Origin of the sequence: Priestia abyssalis, from assembly GCF_002019595.1 — a bacterium.
Lineage (GTDB): Bacteria > Bacillota > Bacilli > Bacillales > Bacillaceae_H > Bacillus_BA > Bacillus_BA abyssalis.
On the sequence record NZ_KV917369.1, the window covers coordinates 763,038 to 781,215 of the forward strand.

15 protein-coding genes and 1 pseudogene are annotated in these 18,178 nt (G+C 40.6%); 15 read left to right on the forward strand and 1 reads right to left on the reverse strand.

Annotated elements, in window-relative coordinates; genetic code table 11:
- Positions 1-2 precede the first annotated feature (2 nt).
- The 14 genes and pseudogenes from BK575_RS03685 (at position 3) to BK575_RS03750 (ending at position 15,703) form a co-directional block, all read left to right on the forward strand.
- Entirely contained in the window at positions 3-1,640 is a 1,638-nt protein-coding gene (locus BK575_RS03685) for an AMP-binding protein (protein ID WP_078408947.1), read from the forward strand.
- Positions 1,641-1,809: 169 nt separating this feature from the next.
- Positions 1,810-2,559 (forward strand): SDR family NAD(P)-dependent oxidoreductase, encoded by a 750-nt coding sequence (locus tag BK575_RS03690; RefSeq protein ID WP_078408948.1) that lies wholly within the window; start codon positions 1,810-1,812, stop codon positions 2,557-2,559.
- Between the two features lie 60 nt (positions 2,560-2,619).
- On the forward strand, positions 2,620-3,813 hold the full coding sequence (locus BK575_RS03695) for a thiolase family protein (RefSeq protein WP_078408949.1): 1,194 nt from the start codon (positions 2,620-2,622) through the stop codon (positions 3,811-3,813).
- A 54-nt stretch (positions 3,814-3,867) separates the two neighbouring features.
- Positions 3,868-4,680 (forward strand): 3-hydroxyacyl-CoA dehydrogenase NAD-binding domain-containing protein, encoded by an 813-nt coding sequence (locus BK575_RS03700; protein WP_235867456.1) that lies wholly within the window; start codon positions 3,868-3,870, stop codon positions 4,678-4,680.
- A 16-nt stretch (positions 4,681-4,696) separates the two neighbouring features.
- A complete protein-coding gene (locus tag BK575_RS03705) occupies positions 4,697-5,845 on the forward strand; it encodes an acyl-CoA dehydrogenase family protein (protein ID WP_078408951.1) in 1,149 nt (382 codons plus the stop codon).
- A 14-nt stretch (positions 5,846-5,859) separates the two neighbouring features.
- Positions 5,860-6,639, forward strand: coding sequence for an enoyl-CoA hydratase/isomerase family protein (locus BK575_RS03710; RefSeq protein WP_078408952.1), 780 nt, complete (start codon positions 5,860-5,862; stop codon positions 6,637-6,639).
- A 51-nt stretch (positions 6,640-6,690) separates the two neighbouring features.
- Positions 6,691-7,443 (forward strand): SDR family NAD(P)-dependent oxidoreductase, encoded by a 753-nt coding sequence (locus BK575_RS03715; protein ID WP_078408953.1) that lies wholly within the window; start codon positions 6,691-6,693, stop codon positions 7,441-7,443.
- Between the two features lie 148 nt (positions 7,444-7,591).
- Positions 7,592-8,362, forward strand: coding sequence for an electron transfer flavoprotein subunit beta/FixA family protein (locus BK575_RS03720; protein WP_078408954.1), 771 nt, complete (start codon positions 7,592-7,594; stop codon positions 8,360-8,362).
- Between the two features lie 13 nt (positions 8,363-8,375).
- Entirely contained in the window at positions 8,376-9,368 is a 993-nt protein-coding gene (locus BK575_RS03725) for an electron transfer flavoprotein subunit alpha/FixB family protein (protein ID WP_078408955.1), read from the forward strand.
- A gap of 387 nt (positions 9,369-9,755) precedes the next feature.
- Positions 9,756-11,828: a (Fe-S)-binding protein gene (locus tag BK575_RS03735; protein ID WP_078408957.1), complete on the forward strand. Its 2,073-nt coding sequence runs from the start codon at positions 9,756-9,758 to the stop codon at positions 11,826-11,828.
- A gap of 343 nt (positions 11,829-12,171) precedes the next feature.
- The gene (locus BK575_RS03740; protein ID WP_078408958.1) at positions 12,172-12,684 is read left to right on the forward strand and encodes an acyl-CoA thioesterase; all 513 of its coding nucleotides are present in this window, start codon (positions 12,172-12,174) and stop codon (positions 12,682-12,684) included.
- Between the two features lie 7 nt (positions 12,685-12,691).
- Positions 12,692-12,919, forward strand: a pseudogene (locus BK575_RS27925) (DDE-type integrase/transposase/recombinase); the annotation flags it as partial.
- A gap of 146 nt (positions 12,920-13,065) precedes the next feature.
- Positions 13,066-14,415, forward strand: coding sequence for an MFS transporter (locus tag BK575_RS03745; protein ID WP_078408959.1), 1,350 nt, complete (start codon positions 13,066-13,068; stop codon positions 14,413-14,415).
- A gap of 337 nt (positions 14,416-14,752) precedes the next feature.
- Complete coding sequence (locus BK575_RS03750) at positions 14,753-15,703, forward strand: sugar ABC transporter substrate-binding protein (RefSeq protein ID WP_169907516.1); 951 nt, start codon at positions 14,753-14,755, stop codon at positions 15,701-15,703.
- A gap of 240 nt (positions 15,704-15,943) precedes the next feature.
- Here BK575_RS03750 and BK575_RS03755 read toward each other — a convergent pair whose 3' ends face one another.
- Positions 15,944-16,156: a YolD-like family protein gene (locus BK575_RS03755; RefSeq protein WP_407984365.1), complete on the reverse strand. Its 213-nt coding sequence runs from the start codon at positions 16,154-16,156 to the stop codon at positions 15,944-15,946.
- A gap of 514 nt (positions 16,157-16,670) precedes the next feature.
- Between BK575_RS03755 and BK575_RS03760 the strand changes: the two genes are divergently transcribed.
- Positions 16,671-18,176 carry a sugar ABC transporter ATP-binding protein gene (locus tag BK575_RS03760; protein WP_078408962.1) on the forward strand — a complete coding sequence of 502 codons (1,506 nt, stop codon included), beginning with the start codon at positions 16,671-16,673 and terminating at the stop codon, positions 18,174-18,176.
- The last annotated feature ends 2 nt before the right edge of the window (positions 18,177-18,178 follow it).

Below are 18,178 nucleotides of genomic sequence, written 5' to 3' on the forward strand. Positions count from 1 at the left end.
TAGTGAAATCAGGCACGATTTTGAGTCAAGAATATGTGGAGAAATACCAGTCTATTTGGCCGAATCGAACGATTTTAGATTATTTAAATGATGCGATAGCAAAGGATCCAGAAAAGGTAGCGATTGTTGATAAAAAGAGCCGCTATACATATGGGCAGCTCGGCAAACTGGTTGATCGAGTCGCTTTGGGTCTATTGGATTTAGGGTTGGGAAAGGGAGATGTTATCTCTTTTCAACTGCCTAACTGGAATGAATTCATTATTCTTCATTATGCAGTAACTAGAATAGGTGCTATCAGCAATCCCCTCGTTCCCATTTATCGTGACCGGGAAATTGGCTATATGGTAGGTATGGCTGAATCTAAAATGATTGTCGTTCCCGATAAGTTCCGGGGATTTGATTATCCGGCAATGATTGAGAGACTCAGACATCAATGGCCTTCGATGGAGCATGTTTATGTCGTTGGTGAAGAAGTGCCAAGCAATATGAAAGCGTTCTCGGCGTTGCTTGAGGAGCCGTGGGAAGAACGTAAGGATATAGCCTTACTGGATGAAATTGTCCATGACCCGAATGATGTGACAGAAATTATTTTTACTTCGGGAACGACGGGAAACCCGAAGGGAGTCATGCACACACATAATACTCTCTGTGTTTCAACGGATTACTGGATTGACCGATTACGCTTAACTCCCGATGATGTTATGTTCACAGCATCGACTTTTGCTCATCAAACTGGATTTGGATATGGGGTACGTCTCCCGACCCATTATGCAGGAACAGGTGTTTATCAAGATATTTGGAATCCAAAAGGATTTATCGAACTGGTTGAGAAGGAGAGAATTACTTTTACTGCAGGTGCCACTCCATTCCTGCAAGATACGGTTCAATTGGATGGAATAGAGAATTACAATATTAGTTCGTTACGTATTTTTGTAGCCTTAGGAGCTCCGATTCCGAGACAGCTCGTAAAAGAAGCTGCCGAAAAAGTCTCATTCAAAATATTGTCAGGATGGGGACAAACCGAAGATGGTCTGGTGACCTTGACGCGGCTCGAAGATTCAGACGAAAAGCTGACGAGTACGGACGGTGTCCCTTTTCCAGGAATGGAAGTGAAAGTAGTCGATCTTGAAGGAGAGATATGTGCTCCTAATGAAGAAGGCGATTTACTTGCCAGAGGTCCTGCCATGTTTGTCGGGTATTTGAAGCGCTTAGAGGAAACGATTGCTGAGCATCAGGACGGATGGTTCATTACAGGAGACCGTGCAGTGATGGATGAGGATGGATATATCCGAATTGCCGGTCGAAATAAAGATATTATCATTCGCGGTGGTGAAAATATTCCAGTCACTTATGTGGAAAATGTGTTGTACGAACATCCAGATATTTCGGATGTGCAGGTCGTTGCGGTTCCGGATCCTCGTCTTCAGGAAAAAGCTTGCGCATGCATCTGTATGAAACCGGGTAAATCCCCGCTTACCATGGATTTGTTGAAGGAATTTCTAGAGGGAAAAGGTGTAGCAAAACAGTACTGGCCAGAACATCTTGAAATTATGGAAGAATTCCCACGTACCGCAAGTGGGAAAGTTCAGAAATTTCTCCTTAGAGAAATGATAGACGAGCAGAGAAGCAACAAGGTATAGGAGAAGAGCAGACTAAAAATATTCTCGAAAACCAGTAAAGTATAAGTTCGTAGTAAGCGCTTGCAATAGGTGGCGAAGTAGTAAGTTTTTAGTAAGCGCTTACGACAAACTGAATTAAAAAACGTGAGTAAACAATGACTGGTAGATAAAAAAGAAAACGGAGGAATGCATGATGACTCAACGAGTAGCATTTATTACAGGGGCAGGAAGCGGGATTGGCAGAGAAATCGCCAAGACATTATCTTCCCGGGGTATGAAAGTTTTGGTAGCTGATATCAATATTAATAATGCACAAGAAACGGTTTCTTTAATTGAAAAAGAGGGGTATGAAGCCGCTGCCGTTTATTGTGATGTGACGGATTTGGAAAGTGTGAAAAGGGCGGTAGAGGAATCGGTAAGTATTTATAAAAAGATTGATATATTGGTCAATAATGCAGGCTGGGACAAAGTAGAACCGTTTCTAAAAAGTGAGCCGAGTACATGGAAGAGAATTATTGACATCAATTTACTTGGACAAGTTCATACGTGCAAAGAAATTTTGCCGATTATGATTGAGAATGGTTACGGGAAGGTAGTCAATGTTGCTTCAGATGCCGCAAGAGTTGGTTCGAGCGGTGAGGCGGTATACTCGGCTGCCAAGGGGGGCGTGATTGCATTTACGAAAACATTAGCGAGAGAAATGGCTCGCTATAAACTTAATGTCAATTGCATTGCGCCTGGTCCAGCCGACACGCCTTTATTCCAGGAAATTGGATCTTATAACGAAGGAATTGCTGGGGCTTTGGAAAAAGCCATTCCATTCCGTCGTTTGGCCCAGCCGCATGATATCGCCGGTGCGGTTGCCTACTTTATTTCTGACGATGCGGCATATGTAACTGGGCAAACTCTTTCCGTCAATGGCGGATTAACGATGGTCTAATAGTTTGACAGGGGAGTTTTCTTCCCCTGTTCTATCCAAATTTGTTGTAGGAGGCGGAACATGAAACCTGTATATATAGTTGATTCTGTTCGAACGGCTGTAGGGAAAATGGGCGGAACATTAAAGGATGTTCCAGTGGATTTTCTTGCTGCAAAAGTAATCGAAGAAATCGTTGGACGAACTGGAATCGAGAAGAATGCAGTCGATGAAGTGATTCTCGGCCATGTGAAACAAAGTGCAGATGCTCCGAATATTGCTCGTTTAGCTTCGCTGCGAGCTGGACTCCCTGTTGATATTCCAGGGTACACGGTACATAGACAATGTGGCTCCGCATTGCAGGCCATCAATAATGCTGCGCAACTAATTATGTGCGGACTGGGGGATATTGTGATCGCCGGTGGAGCTGAATCCATGAGCTCGGCTCCTTTTTATATCCGGAACGCACGATATGGAGTGGGTACAGGAAATACTCAATTGATTGATTCCAATACCGAAAGCCAACCCCGTTCGCAGCCAATCGAGGAATATGGAAATCTGACGATGGGCCTAACCGCAGAAAATTTAGCCGTTCAATATGATATTTCTCGAGAAGAGCAAGATGAATTTGCATTAAGAAGCCAGGAACTTGCTAGTCAGGCGATAGCCGCCGGTCGGTTTGAACAAGAAATTGTCCCGTATGAAGTTCGTGAACGTAAGAGTGTGAAAACCTTTGCGGTTGATGAACACCCTCGTTTGACGAGTTTGGAAAAGTTAAGCACCTTAAAAGCGGTTTTTAAAGAAAATGGAACGGTCACTGCTGGTAACAGCAGCGGGCGAAATGATGGGGCATCCGCTCTTATGGTCATGTCAGAAGATGCCGTAAAAAGGTATGGTGTAAAGCCAAAAGCGAAAATTATTTCACAAGCGGCATCGGGTGTATCACCCGAAATCATGGGAATTGGCCCCGTGAAGGCGACTCAAATCGCTTTGGAAAAGGCTGGTTTAACATTGGCCGACATCGGCTTAATTGAGTTGAATGAAGCTTTTGCCGCACAAGCACTGGCGGTTATGAGAGAACTAAATCTAGATTTATCAAAAGTTAACGTCAATGGAGGTGCGATTGCGCTTGGTCATCCGTTAGGAGCGACAGGAGCTATTCTCACGACGAAGCTTCTTCATGAGATGGAACGAAGAGGTGAGAAGTATGGATTGGTGACATTGTGCATTGGCGGCGGACAAGGGATTACAACGATTGTCGAGAACTGCCAAGCGTAGATGGGAGGATGAATAAAGTTGGTTAATCATATAGCTGTAATCGGTAGTGGAACAATGGGACGCGGAATTGCGTATACCGCTGCATTGGCTGGATATGAAGTGACGCTGCAGGATATTTCAGAACAAGCGATTGAAAAAGCAAGAGCGTATATTGGATCTCTTTTAAATACAAGCGTTGAAAAAGGATACATCCAGAGTGAACAACGAGATCTTGTCAAGCGTAATCTTACGTATACAACTCAGCTGAAGGAAGCTGTGGAGCATACAGATTTAGTGATTGAAGCAGTCTTAGAAGTGATGGAGTTAAAAATTGATATTTTTAAGCAAATTAATGAATTGGCTCCACCAGAAGCCATTTTGGCAACGAATACGTCGACGATGAGCCCGACTGAAATCGGCGCATCAACGAAAAGACCGGAGCAATTTGTGGCGATGCATTTTTTCAATCCAGTCCATCGCATGAAATTAATTGAGATCATACGCGGAATCGATACGTCAGATGCAACGGTAGAAGTCATTAAATCAGTTGCTGAAAAAATGGGAAAAGAAACGGTTGAAGTGAATGAGTTTCCTGGATTTGTGACGAGCCGCATGAATTGCGTAATCGGAAACGAAGCGATGAATATGCTAATGGAAGGCGTGGCATCAGCAGAAGATATCGATAAAGCAATTAAACTCGGCTTGAATCACCCGATGGGTCCGCTCGAAATGGCTGATCTCGTTGGATTGGACAGCCGTCTTCGAAATATGGAGTACCTTTATTACAGTCTAGGAGAGAAATATCGCCCATCCCCTTTGCTTGTGAAATATGTAAAAGCAGGACGTTTAGGACGAAAATCAGGCCAGGGATTTTACAAATATAACTGAGAGGAACGTGTATAGTATGAATTTTCAACTATCTGATGAGATTAAGTCTCTAAAACAAGGAATTCGAGAATTTATCGATAACGAAGTAGATCCGCATGCCTTATTAATAGAAGAAAGTAATGAAATTCCAGAGAGTATTATGAAAAAATCGAAAGAAATGGGATTATTTGCTCTTAGCGTTCCGGAAGAATATGGCGGGTTAGGACTTAGCATGGTTGGAAAATGTGCCGTTCTTGAAGAGTTGGGAAGAACCCATAATGGCTATACAACAGTCATTGGTGGACATACGGGAATCGGTGGCGTTGGAATTGTTGAGATGGGAAATGAAGCACAAAAGCGCAAATATTTACCGGACATGGCATCAGGTGAAAGAATCGGTGCATTTGCTTTAACGGAACCGAGTGCTGGTTCCCATGCGACCAACCTCAAAACGACGGCGGTTCGAAAAGGGGACAAGTATATTTTAAACGGATCAAAGCATTACATTACGAATGCTCCAATCGCTGATATCTTTACAGTCATGGCTGTAACCGATCCTTCTAAAGGACCGAAAGGGATTACTTCCTTTATTGTAGAAAAAGATTTCCCGGGATTTCAACTAGGAAAAATTGAAAAGAAGATGGGTCTTCATGGGTCGCATTCATCAGAAGTTTTCTTTGAAGATTGTGAAGTTCCAGTTGAGAACGTATTGGGTGAAGAGGGACAAGGTTATGTGAATGCATTGAAAATCTTGGCGAATGGACGCGCAGGAATGGCAGCGCGAAATTTGGGGTCTTGCGATAAATTGCTTGAGATGTCACTTGATTTTGCTCATATGAGAATTCAGTTTGGCAAACCAATTTTCGAGCAACAAATTATCCAACATTATTTGGCTGAGATGGCGTTGGATACGGAAGCCCTTCGTTCAATGACCTATCGTGTTGCGTGGATGGTCGATCAGCAAATGAATGTCATTAAAGAAGCGGCGATGGTCAAATTACTCGGTTCAGAAACGTATAATCGTGTTGCGGACAAAGCCGTCCAAATTCATGGAGGGATTGGTTATATATCAGAATATCCAATCGAACGTTTTTATCGTGATGCACGAATCACAAGAATTTACGAAGGAACATCGGAAATTCAGAAAAATATTATCGCTGCCCAGATGCATCGGAACTATCAATAAAGGAGGAGTGCAATATGACATATCAAAATATATTGCTTGAAAGAGAAGACCAGATTGGCATCATCAAGCTAAATCGACCTGAAGTACGAAATGCGTTAAATGATCAAACAGTGACTGAGATCCTGTCGGCTTTAGAAGAGTTAGAGAATGATAAGGAAATAGGTGTGATTGTTTTTACAGGTGTAGGGGAAAAGTCCTTTGCAGCAGGAGCCGATATTAACCAAGTGATGAGAAGGAATTCAATGGATGCATTAAAAACACGCGGTATGTCTGAAGTGTATCGTCGAATTGAAAATAGTAAAAAGGCAACGATCGCGGCAATTAATGGGTTTGCACTCGGTGGAGGGTGTGAACTGGCGATGTCTTGTGATATTCGAATCGCATCAGAAAATGCAAAAATTGGGTTGCCGGAATTAAACTTATCTGTCATTCCTGCTGCAGGCGGAACACAGCGATTAGCAAGAATTGTCGGTAAGGGCAGGGCTATGAATATGATCTTAACAGGAGAATTTATGACTGCTAGTGAGGCGAAAGTGATTGGTTTAGTTTCTGATGTCGTACCTTTGGAAGAGTTGTGGGGTACAGTAAGGGAGAAGGCTGAACGAATATTAGCAAAGGGACCGCTTGCGGTACAAATGGCAAAGCTCGTTGTGAATCGGGGATTTGATGTCGATATGGATACGGCATTGCTGTTTGAAAGTTTAGCACAAGCCGTTTTATACGGAACGAATGATAAGGAAGAGGGAACACAAGCCTTTCTTGAAAAAAGACAACCTTCTTTTACAGGAAATTAATGCGGGAACGAGAGCGTATTGTACTTGGTCTGTACGTGAGGGGATGATGAGATGGATCTCGGTTTGAAAGGAAAAAACATCCTGATTACGGGTGCGGCAAAAGGAATCGGTCGAGGGATAGCATTGGCGGCTGCCGGTGAAGGGGCGAATATTGCGTTGCACTATCACGAATCTGAAGAGGCGGCTATGCAAACAGCTCAGGAAATCAGCGAGTATGGTGTGAAGGTTAGCCTTGTTCAAGGGGATATTGCTAGTTTGGAGGATGTCAGGCAGATGAAGGAAGCACTTGATCAGGAATTTGGGAGTGTTGACTTTATTTTGAACAATGCCGGCTGGACGCAAATGAAATCGTTCTTTAAATATGAACCGAAAGAATGGAAGAAGGAAGTGGATGTTTGTTTTTACGGGGTATTGAATTTGGTCCATACCTTTATGCCTGAAATGATGGGGAAGAATCAAGGGAAGTTCATCAACATCGTGGGTGATTCAGCGAGGACAGGGGATCGACATTTCATTGTTTCAGCCGCTGCCAGGAGTGGAACGATTAGTTTTCTAAAGTCATTGGCGCAGGATGTTGGAAGAAACAATGTGCAATGTAACACGGTATCGCTTGGACTGATTGATCAAGGCGCATTAGGCTTTAATGAAGCAACATTGGATAAGCTTATGAAGCAATATCCTTTGAAGAGGCTTGGAAAAGTGAATGACGTAACGGGGATGATTTTATTTCTGTTATCTGAATCGGCGGATTGGATTACCGGACAAGTGATCTCGGTAAATGGCGGGCATAGTATGTTGGGGTAGGGTGAAGTTATCGTCCACCCCTGGGAATTGGCCCTGTACTAGTGAGCATCACTTGTGATAGGTTAACCAACATTATTAACACCAAACTTTAGCAAAACCCACTTTTAAAAGATAGATTGACTGAAACTAAAGAACAGGAGGAAAATACATGAACATTTTTGTCATAATGAAGCGCACGTTTGATACAGAGGAAAAGATTACGATAAGCAATGGGAGAATTGATGAAGGGGGAGCTGAATTCATCATCAACCCTTACGACGAATATGCCATTGAGGAAGCCATTGTTCTTCGTGATCAGCATGGCGGTGAAGTAACGGTCGTCACGGTAGGGAAAGAAGAGGCGGAAAAAGAGCTTCGTACCGCTCTTGCGATGGGGGCAGACCAAGCGGTCTTGATCAATAGTGAAGATGTCGAGGAGCTTGATCCCTTTACAACAGCTGCACTTCTTGCCGCTTATTTGAAAAAGCAGGACTATGACATCATTCTAGGAGGAAATGTCGCGGTAGATGGCGGTTCCGGACAAGTTGGTCCTCGTCTTGCGGAATCATTGGGGATTCCACAGATCACAACGATTACTAATCTTGAAGTGGCGGATGGGAAAGCAACTATCGTCCGTGATGTAGAAGGAGATGAAGAAACCATTGAAGTGTCACTTCCTGTTCTTGTTACGGCGCAGCAGGGATTGAATGAGCCGCGTTACCCATCATTACCGGGGATTATGAAGGCGAAGAAAAAGCCTCTTGAAACGGTCGATTTAGATGACCTTGGTGTAGATGAGGACGATGTAGAAGCAAAGACAACGACCGTTCAAGTGTTTCTTCCGCCAGCCAAACAAGCGGGAAAAGTGCTGGAAGGGGACGTTTCTGGTCAAGTAAAAGAGTTAGTATCACTTTTAATATCTGAAGCAAAAGTCATTTAATGGAGGGATAATGATGGCAAAAAAAGTATTGGTAGTGGGCGAAGTTCGTGATGGGGAATTACGTAACGTATCCTATGAAGCAATTGCAGCAGGTAAATTGATTGCAGATGGAGGAGAAGTTGTTGGTGTTATTATGGGTGAAAATGTCAATCACTTAGTAAACAATTTGTTTCATTATGGTACAGATCGTGTTGTTGTCGTTAATCATGAAGATCTTAAGAGTTATACAACCGATGCTTATCAACAAGCACTATTACAAGTGATCGATTCAGAAAAACCAGAAGGAATCATTTTAGGACATACAGCACTTGGAAAAGATTTATCACCACGTATTGCAATGAAGAGTAACACTGGTTTAATTTCAGACGCTGTTGCTGTCGAAAAAGATGGTGATGAAATCATATTTACCAGACCTATTTATTCAGGAAAGGCGTTTGAAAAGAAGAAAGTGAAAGAAGGTATTATATTTGCTACGATCCGTCCGAATAATATTCCACCGCTTGAGAAAGATGAAGCAAGAACAGGGGATATTACGTTTGCCAATGTCGAAATTAAAGACCTTCGCACTATCATAACAAATGTTGTTCGTAAAGTAACGACGGGTGTGGATTTATCTGAGGCAAAAGTAATTATTTCAGGTGGCCGCGGTGTGAAAAGTAAAGAAGGATTCGAACCATTACAAGAGCTTGCAAATGTATTAGGCGGTGCAGTAGGTGCATCGCGCGGAGCGTGTGATGCAGAATACTGTGACTACTCATTGCAAATCGGGCAAACAGGAAAGGTTGTGACACCAGACCTTTATATTGCTTGTGGCATTTCAGGTGCGATTCAGCATTTAGCAGGGATGTCCAATTCTAAAGTCATCGTTGCCATTAATAAAGATCCCGAAGCACCGATTTTTGATGTAGCTGATTATGGGATTGTGGGAGATTTATTTGAAGTAGTACCAATCTTAACAGAGGAACTAAAACAGGTTCTGAATGTAAAAGAGGAAGTCATGAAATAAGAGGGATAAAAAATTAGATGCTAGTTGAACTAGGGAGTGACATAAATGTCGATGTTAACGTTAATGAACACACGGATTATGGAATTGTAGGAGATCTGTTTGAAGTCGTTCCTCTTTTAACGGAAGAATTTAAAAAAGTACTAGTTTCCTGTGAAATATCAAGTTACGGGATATGTAAGTTGCAATATGTTGTTTATTTCAGTCCCCTCTTTAAAAAAAACACAGGAGGGGACATAGTGCTTCATATCTAGTATTTCTAAACAATCTTAAATCTAAAAATGGAACATTTCCCTAGTGGTTTTCATGAAGATTTAATTATTGTTTCTATTATTATTTGGTCCGAATATAAGGAAACTGACTAAGACTCGACAGAGGAGGATGAACAGGATGGTATTATTGCTGAATTTCCTTGCTTTCCTAGTCGTGACAGGATATGCAGTATATTCGTTTGTCAATCTTGTATACACTCGGTATTTGTTTATAAAGCTTGGCAAAAAAGCTGAGTTTGAACGAAACCTTAAAGAGCGGCTTAATCTCGTATTAATCAACGGCTTCGGTCAGTCAAAACTATTCAAAGACAAGAAAAGCGGTCTGATGCACTTAGTATTATTTTATACCTTTTTTATCATCCAAGTAGGACTTATTGAGCTGATTATAAAAGGATTTATTAAAGGCTATGAATTTCCCTTTGGTGAAGCACATAAATATTTCAGCCTTCTCCAGGAGTGGGCTACGTTCCTTATGCTGTTGGCTGTCATATATGGCTTTTACCGCCGTTATGGTGAAAAGTTAAAGCGATTGCAATGGAAGCGTGATGGCAAAGCTGCCTTTGTTTATATCGCCTTATCTACTCTAACTTTATCAATCCTGCTTACATTGGGATTCGAAACGATTATGTTAAGTCATGAACCAAATCTCGTATATGCTCCATTTTCTGGTGCTATTGCGTTGTTGTTTTCCGGCATCGGAACAACGGTAGGAACCGTGTTGTTCTACGTATTTTGGTGGATTCATATGTTGACTGTGTTCACATTTTTGGTGTTTGTACCACAGTCAAAGCAATTTCATGAGTTATTTGCCATGGTCAATATCTTTTTTAAGAAAAGCGGCCCTGTTGGGAAATTGAAGAAGATTGATTTCGAGGATGAAGAAGCTGAAGAATTTGGTGTCGGGAAAATTGAGGATTTTACTCAGCAGCAGCTAATCGATCTGTACGCATGCGCGGAATGTGGTCGTTGTACGAATATGTGTCCGGCTTCAGGAACCGGAAAAACGTTATCTCCGATGGATCTCATCGTGAAGATGAGGAATCATTTGACAGATAAAGGAGCGGCCGTTACCTCTCGTAACCCGTGGATGCCCGGATTTGTTTTTGGATCTTCTGCATTATCCCCTTCATTAACGGCTGAATCAGCTGTTCAGGAAAGCGCGGCGACGGTTGAAGTGCCAAATTTGATTGGCGATGTGATTACCGAGGAGGAATTATGGGCATGTACGACATGCCGGAATTGTGAAGACCAGTGCCCTGTAGCTAACGAACATGTGGATAAAATCATTGATATGAGACGTTATTTAGTTATGACCGAAGGCAATATGCCTCACGAAGCTACCCGTTATTTTCAAAACATTGAGCGGCAGAGCAATCCATGGGGGATTAACCGTAAAGAGCGTATCAAGTGGCGTGAAGAACGCGATGATATTGAAGTTCCGACCGTAAATGAGGTAGAAGAATTTGAATATCTGTTTTGGGTGGGATCCATGGGATCCTTTGATAAACGAAGTCAAAAGATTGTGCAATCATTTGCTAAAATTATGAATGTGGCTGGTATCAGATTTGCCATTCTCGGTAATGAAGAGCGTAATTCTGGAGATACGGCACGCAGAATGGGGAATGAATTTTTATTCCAGCAATTATGTCAGGAGAATATTGCTAACTTTCAGGCTTATGGTGTGAGGAAAATTATAACCATCGATCCCCACGCTTACAACACGTTTAAACATGAATATCCCGAATTTGGTTTGGAAGCCGAGGTTTATCACCATACTGAGCTGATTTGGAAGTGGATCCAAGAAGGCCGCATTAAGCCAATGAAAGAAGTCAAGGAAGCTATTGCTTATCATGATTCCTGCTATATTGGCCGCTATAACAACATCTATGATATCCCACGCCAAATTCTTAAATCTATTCCTGGCGTAAAAATTTTAGAGATGGAACGGAATAAAGAAAATGCCATGTGCTGTGGTGCTGGTGGCGGTATGATGTGGCAGGAAGAAACACAAGGGAAACGTGTCAATGTTGAGCGAACTGAACAGGCTCTCCGATTAAACCCAACAACGATTGGCAGCAACTGTCCTTATTGTTTGACAATGATGAGTGATGGCGTAAAAGCTAAGGAAGCGGAGGAACAGGTACAGACGCTGGATATTGTAGAAATATTAGAAAAGTCGATTATTGCATAAAAATCATTTGAGAGAAATCTGGAACTTCATGAACTGTAAAATGAAAGTTAATAGTGCTATTTTCAATAACTAATGTATGAATTTATCTATATATTTCACTTAATAGCTGGACATATCTTCATTCAATCGAGAGGCATCACAATCAGTGATCCAGACAACTTGAATTTGCCCTCAAAGATTTACACCTAAGCGGATGGCGCCACCCCCGCAAGGGGAGTGTCAGCCGCTTAGGTCTAGAAAATTTGGCATGGCCGTTCTTTGGTCATGTCGAAATTTCTAAATCGATCTATATATTAATAAAAAAGAACGCTAAAAGATCTACATGGTTTAGGGAGAGATATGGATGGAAGCAAAATATTGTAAAGAATCACGAGTAGTGCGAACAAGTCGTGTATTCCCAAATGATGTCAACAGTCATAATACGTTATTTGGTGGTCGGTTAATGAGTGATTTGGACCAAGTCGCCTCTATTTCCGCATTGCGGCATAGCCGAAGAGATTGTGTAACGGCTTCAACTGATTCGGTTGATTTTTTACATCCGGTTCGAACGACAGACGCGGTCTGTTTCGAATCGTATGTAACATGGGCAGGTACATCATCCATGGAAGTGTTTGTGAAAATTATTGCCGAAGACTTAAAAAGCGGTGAGCGTAAAGTGGCAGCGACTGCCCTTTTAACATTTGTCGCACTTGATCAACATAAACGTCCAACATCTGTTCCACAAGTCATTCCGGAAACAGAAGAAGAGAAAAAATTACATGAAACCGCACCAGAGCGAGCAAGAATACGTAAAGAAAGAAAACAAAAAAGTAAGGAATGGGCGGTGCATTTAACAACGCGTCACCCTTGGGATTGATACAGCTTATACAACTATAATGCGCAGGGTTCATCGACAGGATCCTATGTTGAGTAAGAGAATTCGTCTTCATTATTAAGCAAATTAATGACTCATGGAGAGTGGGTGAAACGTATATCAAAGTTAAAGGTCAATAGATGATGTATCTGTATTGTGCAGTAGATTCCGAAGGAAACACGATTGATTTTTATCTCGTGAAACAAGAGACATAAAGGCTGTAAAGCGCTTCTTCAAGGATGATATATATCAATAAAAATGCACCAAGCAAATTACTATATATTGTTTTCTTTTGAAAAGGTACATTTTTATTTCTATATAGATTTGTAAGCGATAGATTTGTAAGCGCTTTATAGAAGCTAATAAAAGTGTAGGAGGAGAAAAATGCGTTCTATTAATATTAGTCGTACCGTCGATGAATCAAATTTTAATCGCTTTCATGGTCTTGTTGTAGCTTTATGTGCCTTTATTATTATTTGTGATGGTTTTGACCTCGTAATTTATGGATCGGTCGTATCTGTTCTGATGGAAGAGTGGCAATTAACAGCGGTTCAAGCAGGTACCTTAGGGAGCTATGCGCTTATAGGTATGATGTTCGGTGCCTTTGTTTTTGCACCACTGGCGGATAAGATTGGGCGTAAAAAAGTTATTATCCTATGTGTATTACTATTTAGCTTATGCACTGGTTTAATCGGGTTAGCCAAAAGTCCTACTGAATTCGGTATCTATCGTTTTATATCAGGTTTAGGGTTAGGGGGCGTTCTACCAATTACAGTAGCATTAATGACTGAATATGCCCCGAAACATCTCAAAAACCGATTAGTTACGATTATGATGTGCGGTTATTCTGTAGGCGGAATTATAGCGGCAGCGCTTGGTATCTTCCTCATCCCTAGATTTGGTTGGGAGTCTGTTTTTTTTGTTGGCGCTCTTCCTTTACTCGCTTTACCAATTATTATCAAATTTCTTCCGGAGTCTTTAGGGTTTCTTTTAGCTAGGAATAAAAAGAAGGAAATTGGTCAATTGTTATCCAAAATAGATCCATCCTACACACCTGAGAAAAACGATCATTATGAAGTGGTTATTCCTAAAAAAACGGGCATTACAGTAGCTAAATTATTTGAAGATGGTCGAGCTTTAAGCACTCTCTTATTTTGGGTATCCTTTTTCATGTGTTTATTAATGGTTTATGGATTGAATACATGGTTGCCGAAATTAATGGCTCAAGCAGGCTATGCCCTAGGCTCTAGTTTAATGTTCTTATTAGTGTTAAATGCTGGGGCCATATTAGGATCGTTGATTGGAGGATGGGCAGCAGACCGTTGGAGTACGAAAAAAGTTATAATCTTCTACTTTATTGTAGGTGGAATCGCTTTAACTTTACTCGGAACGCACCCTAATACGTTTGTTCTTTATACTCTTGTTGCAATTGCAGGGGCAACAACAATTGGAACACAAATTATTCTATATTCATATGTTTCCCAATATTATCCAATGCCGATCCGTTCTACGGGACTCGGATGGGCTTCTGGGGTTGGGCGAATAGGCGGTATTGTAGGTCCAATAATGGGTGGATTTCTACTAAGCGCACAATTACCATTACAACTTAATTTTATGGCTTTCGCTATCCCGGGAATTATTGCAGCTATCTCTGTTGCTATTGTACGAGAAAAGGCTCCTTTGACTATACCATTGGCAGAAGTTTCTCAAAAGAAAGTCGGATCAATCAAGTAATGGGGTTCTGGTGCAAAAAATACTCATTAGAAACATGGATTCCCTGTTTCCTTTAAATTGCTTCTTTATGAAGCTAATCCAGACAACTTAGTATAAACTCAACTTCATTTTGGGCAGACTTCTCCTACTGTTGGTGAACCTGTCCTTTTTTCATTATATGCAAGTTTTCTATACCACTTACAATAGAAGTAGCTGCTTGAAAAGACTTGAATCCCAATATGGCACGAACACATCCTTTTTGTTTTAGTGGTATCAGTATGTACAAGTTTGATAGATTAATTACAATCAGCTTAAGTTTTTTGTACGAGAACCCATTTTATTATAGGAGGGATGCATATTGAAAAAGAGGTGGATCATTCCATTAGTTTTTACAGTTTTCCTTATAGCTTTGATAGGCCATGCAGTTCGGTTTCTTAAAGATGATGTTAAGCCTAAAGTTATAGTCGTTGTACAAAGGTTAGATATAGAGTATTGGAAAACGTTTGAGTCAGGAGCAAAAAAAGCGTTTCATGATTTTGGAATAGATGGGAAAGTCATAGCTCCTGATTCTCTATATCCCATCACGAATCAGCCTAATCTATTGAAAAAAGTTCTAAAGCAAAATCCTGATGCACTTATCGTATCTCCCACTTATCCGTCGGTTGTCAATCCTGTATTGATGGAATTCAAGCACAAAAACATTCCTGTGTTTCTTACGACTACAGACGCTAAATGGGAATACCAAACTGCTTATATCGGAACGGATAACCTTACATTGGGTAAAACAGCAGGAAAGTTATTAGGTTCGATGCTGCAACCAGGGGATCAAGTAGCCATCATTCTTGGAAGAGTAGATGATCCAGTCATGATTGATCGAAAAACTGGTGCAGAGAAAGTATTGGAAGATGCCGGAATCGAAATTGTCATCGAACAATCAGGGTACGACCATTTTGGAAATCCGAAATCAGTAATAGAAATGATCTTACAGACTTATCCAAATCTTAAAGGCGTAGTTGCCACTACCGATCGAGTAGCCTTAGAGGAATTAAAAGTAATAGAGGAAAAAGCATTAAAGATCCCTGTCGTCGGAACAGATGGTCTTACAGAAATGGTGGAATACGTTGAAGCAGGAAAGATAGGCGCTACTGTAGCGCAGAATCCTTATGATATGGGATATCTAAGTGTAGAACAAGCACAAAAAGCAATTAGAGGAGGCAACATCCAAAAAAAGATTGATAGTGGAATTGACATTATAACTGAGGATAATGCGAAAGAGAAGTTAGATTTTCTACAAGAAGTATTGCATTGAAAAATAGTTTTTTTGAATTATCTGTTTTAATTCTTGTGGAAGGAGCATCAGAAATTCACTGGTTTACAACCACAAGAGATAGTTACCTATGTATTTATTCTTCATGAGTTAAACTTATTGGGGCCATTCGCTTTGGTCTAGAAAATTTGGCATGGCCGTTCTTTGGTCATGACAAATTTTCTAAATCGATCTATATAGATATATATTCTTGTATCATACATCGTTGTAGGAAAAGTGATTTTAAACAATTTCCATAATCCTGGATAAACGGATGGAGAAGGTTTTCTGTTGTTGATCCTTTAAAAGGACCGTTTGTTCAGCAAGGTTAAGCTTAAAAATGCGTCCCTTGCATTTTTGTAATATCCCGTCTTGGTAATAGTTAATGGTCACTAAGCGTTTTTGTGTTAGTTCTTTTAAAATCATTATGTTTGCTCCTTCTAAGTAGTAATTAATTTTTCATTGGTAAATGTTCCATATCAATATAGTGAGCGTTTTCAAATTGAGGCATAAACAATAAAAATATTGAATGAATACCAGTCAATAAGTTAAGCGCTTAACTTATGGTTTTAAATAAGTATACGCTTACATTTTTCTGTTTGTCAATAAGAAATCTATAGAGGTTTTTCGTTTTTATTATATTAAAAGAGAAAAATAGAAAGAGATGTATTGAAGGAGAACACTAATAGAAAATAACATTTTATTTGCCTTACCTTTATAAAATCAAGGATATTCGGGTTAGAACAGTTTAATATGATCATTCATTCCAATAGTTATAACACCCAAGATATATGATTGTAAATTGAGTGAAATAACATTTTTTAAATATTGAGAATAATTTATTTTTTTTGAAAATGCTATTGCTTAATCTTAAAAACCTCTATATAATTTAAAAATATAAGGAAAGCGCTTACCTCAAAAGTTACCTTTTATTGGGCTTATATTATTCAAGCGGGAAAGGAGTCCATCAATGAAAAATGAAGAGAAAAGTTTGTTGTTAATGAAAGGCATAAAGAAAAGCTTTTCAAACAACCACGTTTTAAAGGGAATTGATCTGGATGTCGTTCCAGGGGAAGTGCACGTACTGCTTGGGGAAAATGGGGCGGGAAAATCGACACTCATTAAAATCCTAACAGGTGCGTATGAAAAAGACGCAGGTGAAATTTATTGGGAAGGCCAGCTTGTCAACATCAACACTCCTGTAGATTCCATGAGTTTGGGTATTGCAACGATTTATCAAGAGCTAAACGTTATCCCGCAGCTAAAAGTGTACGAGAATATTTTTCTTGGACGCGAGCTGAAGAAAGGCGGGAAAGTATCCACTCTAGACCGCACACAAATGAAAGAACAGGCTAAGCATTACTTAAAAATGCTTGGTCAGAGTCCAGAGTTGGCTGATCGCAATTTAGGTGAATTAGGAATTGGTCAGCAGCAATTAGTCGAAATTGCTAAAGCGCTTACATTGGATGCGAAACTCATCATTATGGATGAACCAACAGCGAGTTTAAGTGGAGCGGAAGTGGAACAACTGTATCAGACGGTTGAAGGATTGACAGAAAAAGGGATTGCCATTGTTTTTATATCCCACCGTCTTGAAGAAATTAAAAGAATGGGTGATCGAATTACGATTTTACGTGATGGGTTTAAAATCGAGACCCTTCCAGTAAAGACAACGAGCACAGATAAGTGGATAGAACTAATGGTAGGACGCACATTAGATGAGAAGTATCCAAAGCAATCATTCACGCTTGGCAGTGAGGGCTTCCGCGTAGAAAATCTGAAAGTGAAAGACAGCAAACATTCACTATCTTTTAATATTCGCTACGGTGAGATTGTTGGGATTGCAGGACTTGTTGGAGCAGGGCGCACGGAATTGGCCAGAGCCATTTTCGCAGCGGATCCGAAGGAAGGCGGAAAAATATTTATCGATGGAAAAGAAGTCAATATTAAAACCCCTCGTGATGCGATTAATGCGGGGATTGCCTTTATCACAGAGGATCGTAAAAATGAAGGACTGCTGCTGGATCAGCCGCTTGATTTCAATATTGCACTGGCGAATATGAAAGCTTTCCAGAATAACAGATTAATAAACTTAAAGAGAATTAAAGATACAGCGGAGGACTACATAAAAGAATTAAAGGTTCGACCGGGAAATATCGAGTTAAACGCACGTAAGCTGAGCGGAGGAAATCAGCAAAAGGTTGTTATTGCTAAATGGCTTTGCACACAAGCCAAAGTCTTTATCTTTGATGAACCGACCAGGGGAATCGATGTGGGAGCCAAGGTTGAAGTATATCGATTAATGAATCAGCTGGTAGAAAACGGAGCTATCGTATTAATGATTTCTTCCGATTTACCAGAAATCTTAGGTATGTGCGATCGTATCCTTGTTATGAGTGAAGGTAAGCTGACAGCTGATCTGTCTCGTACGGAAGCATCACAAGAGAATATTATGAAAGCGGCTACAGGAGGTTGAAA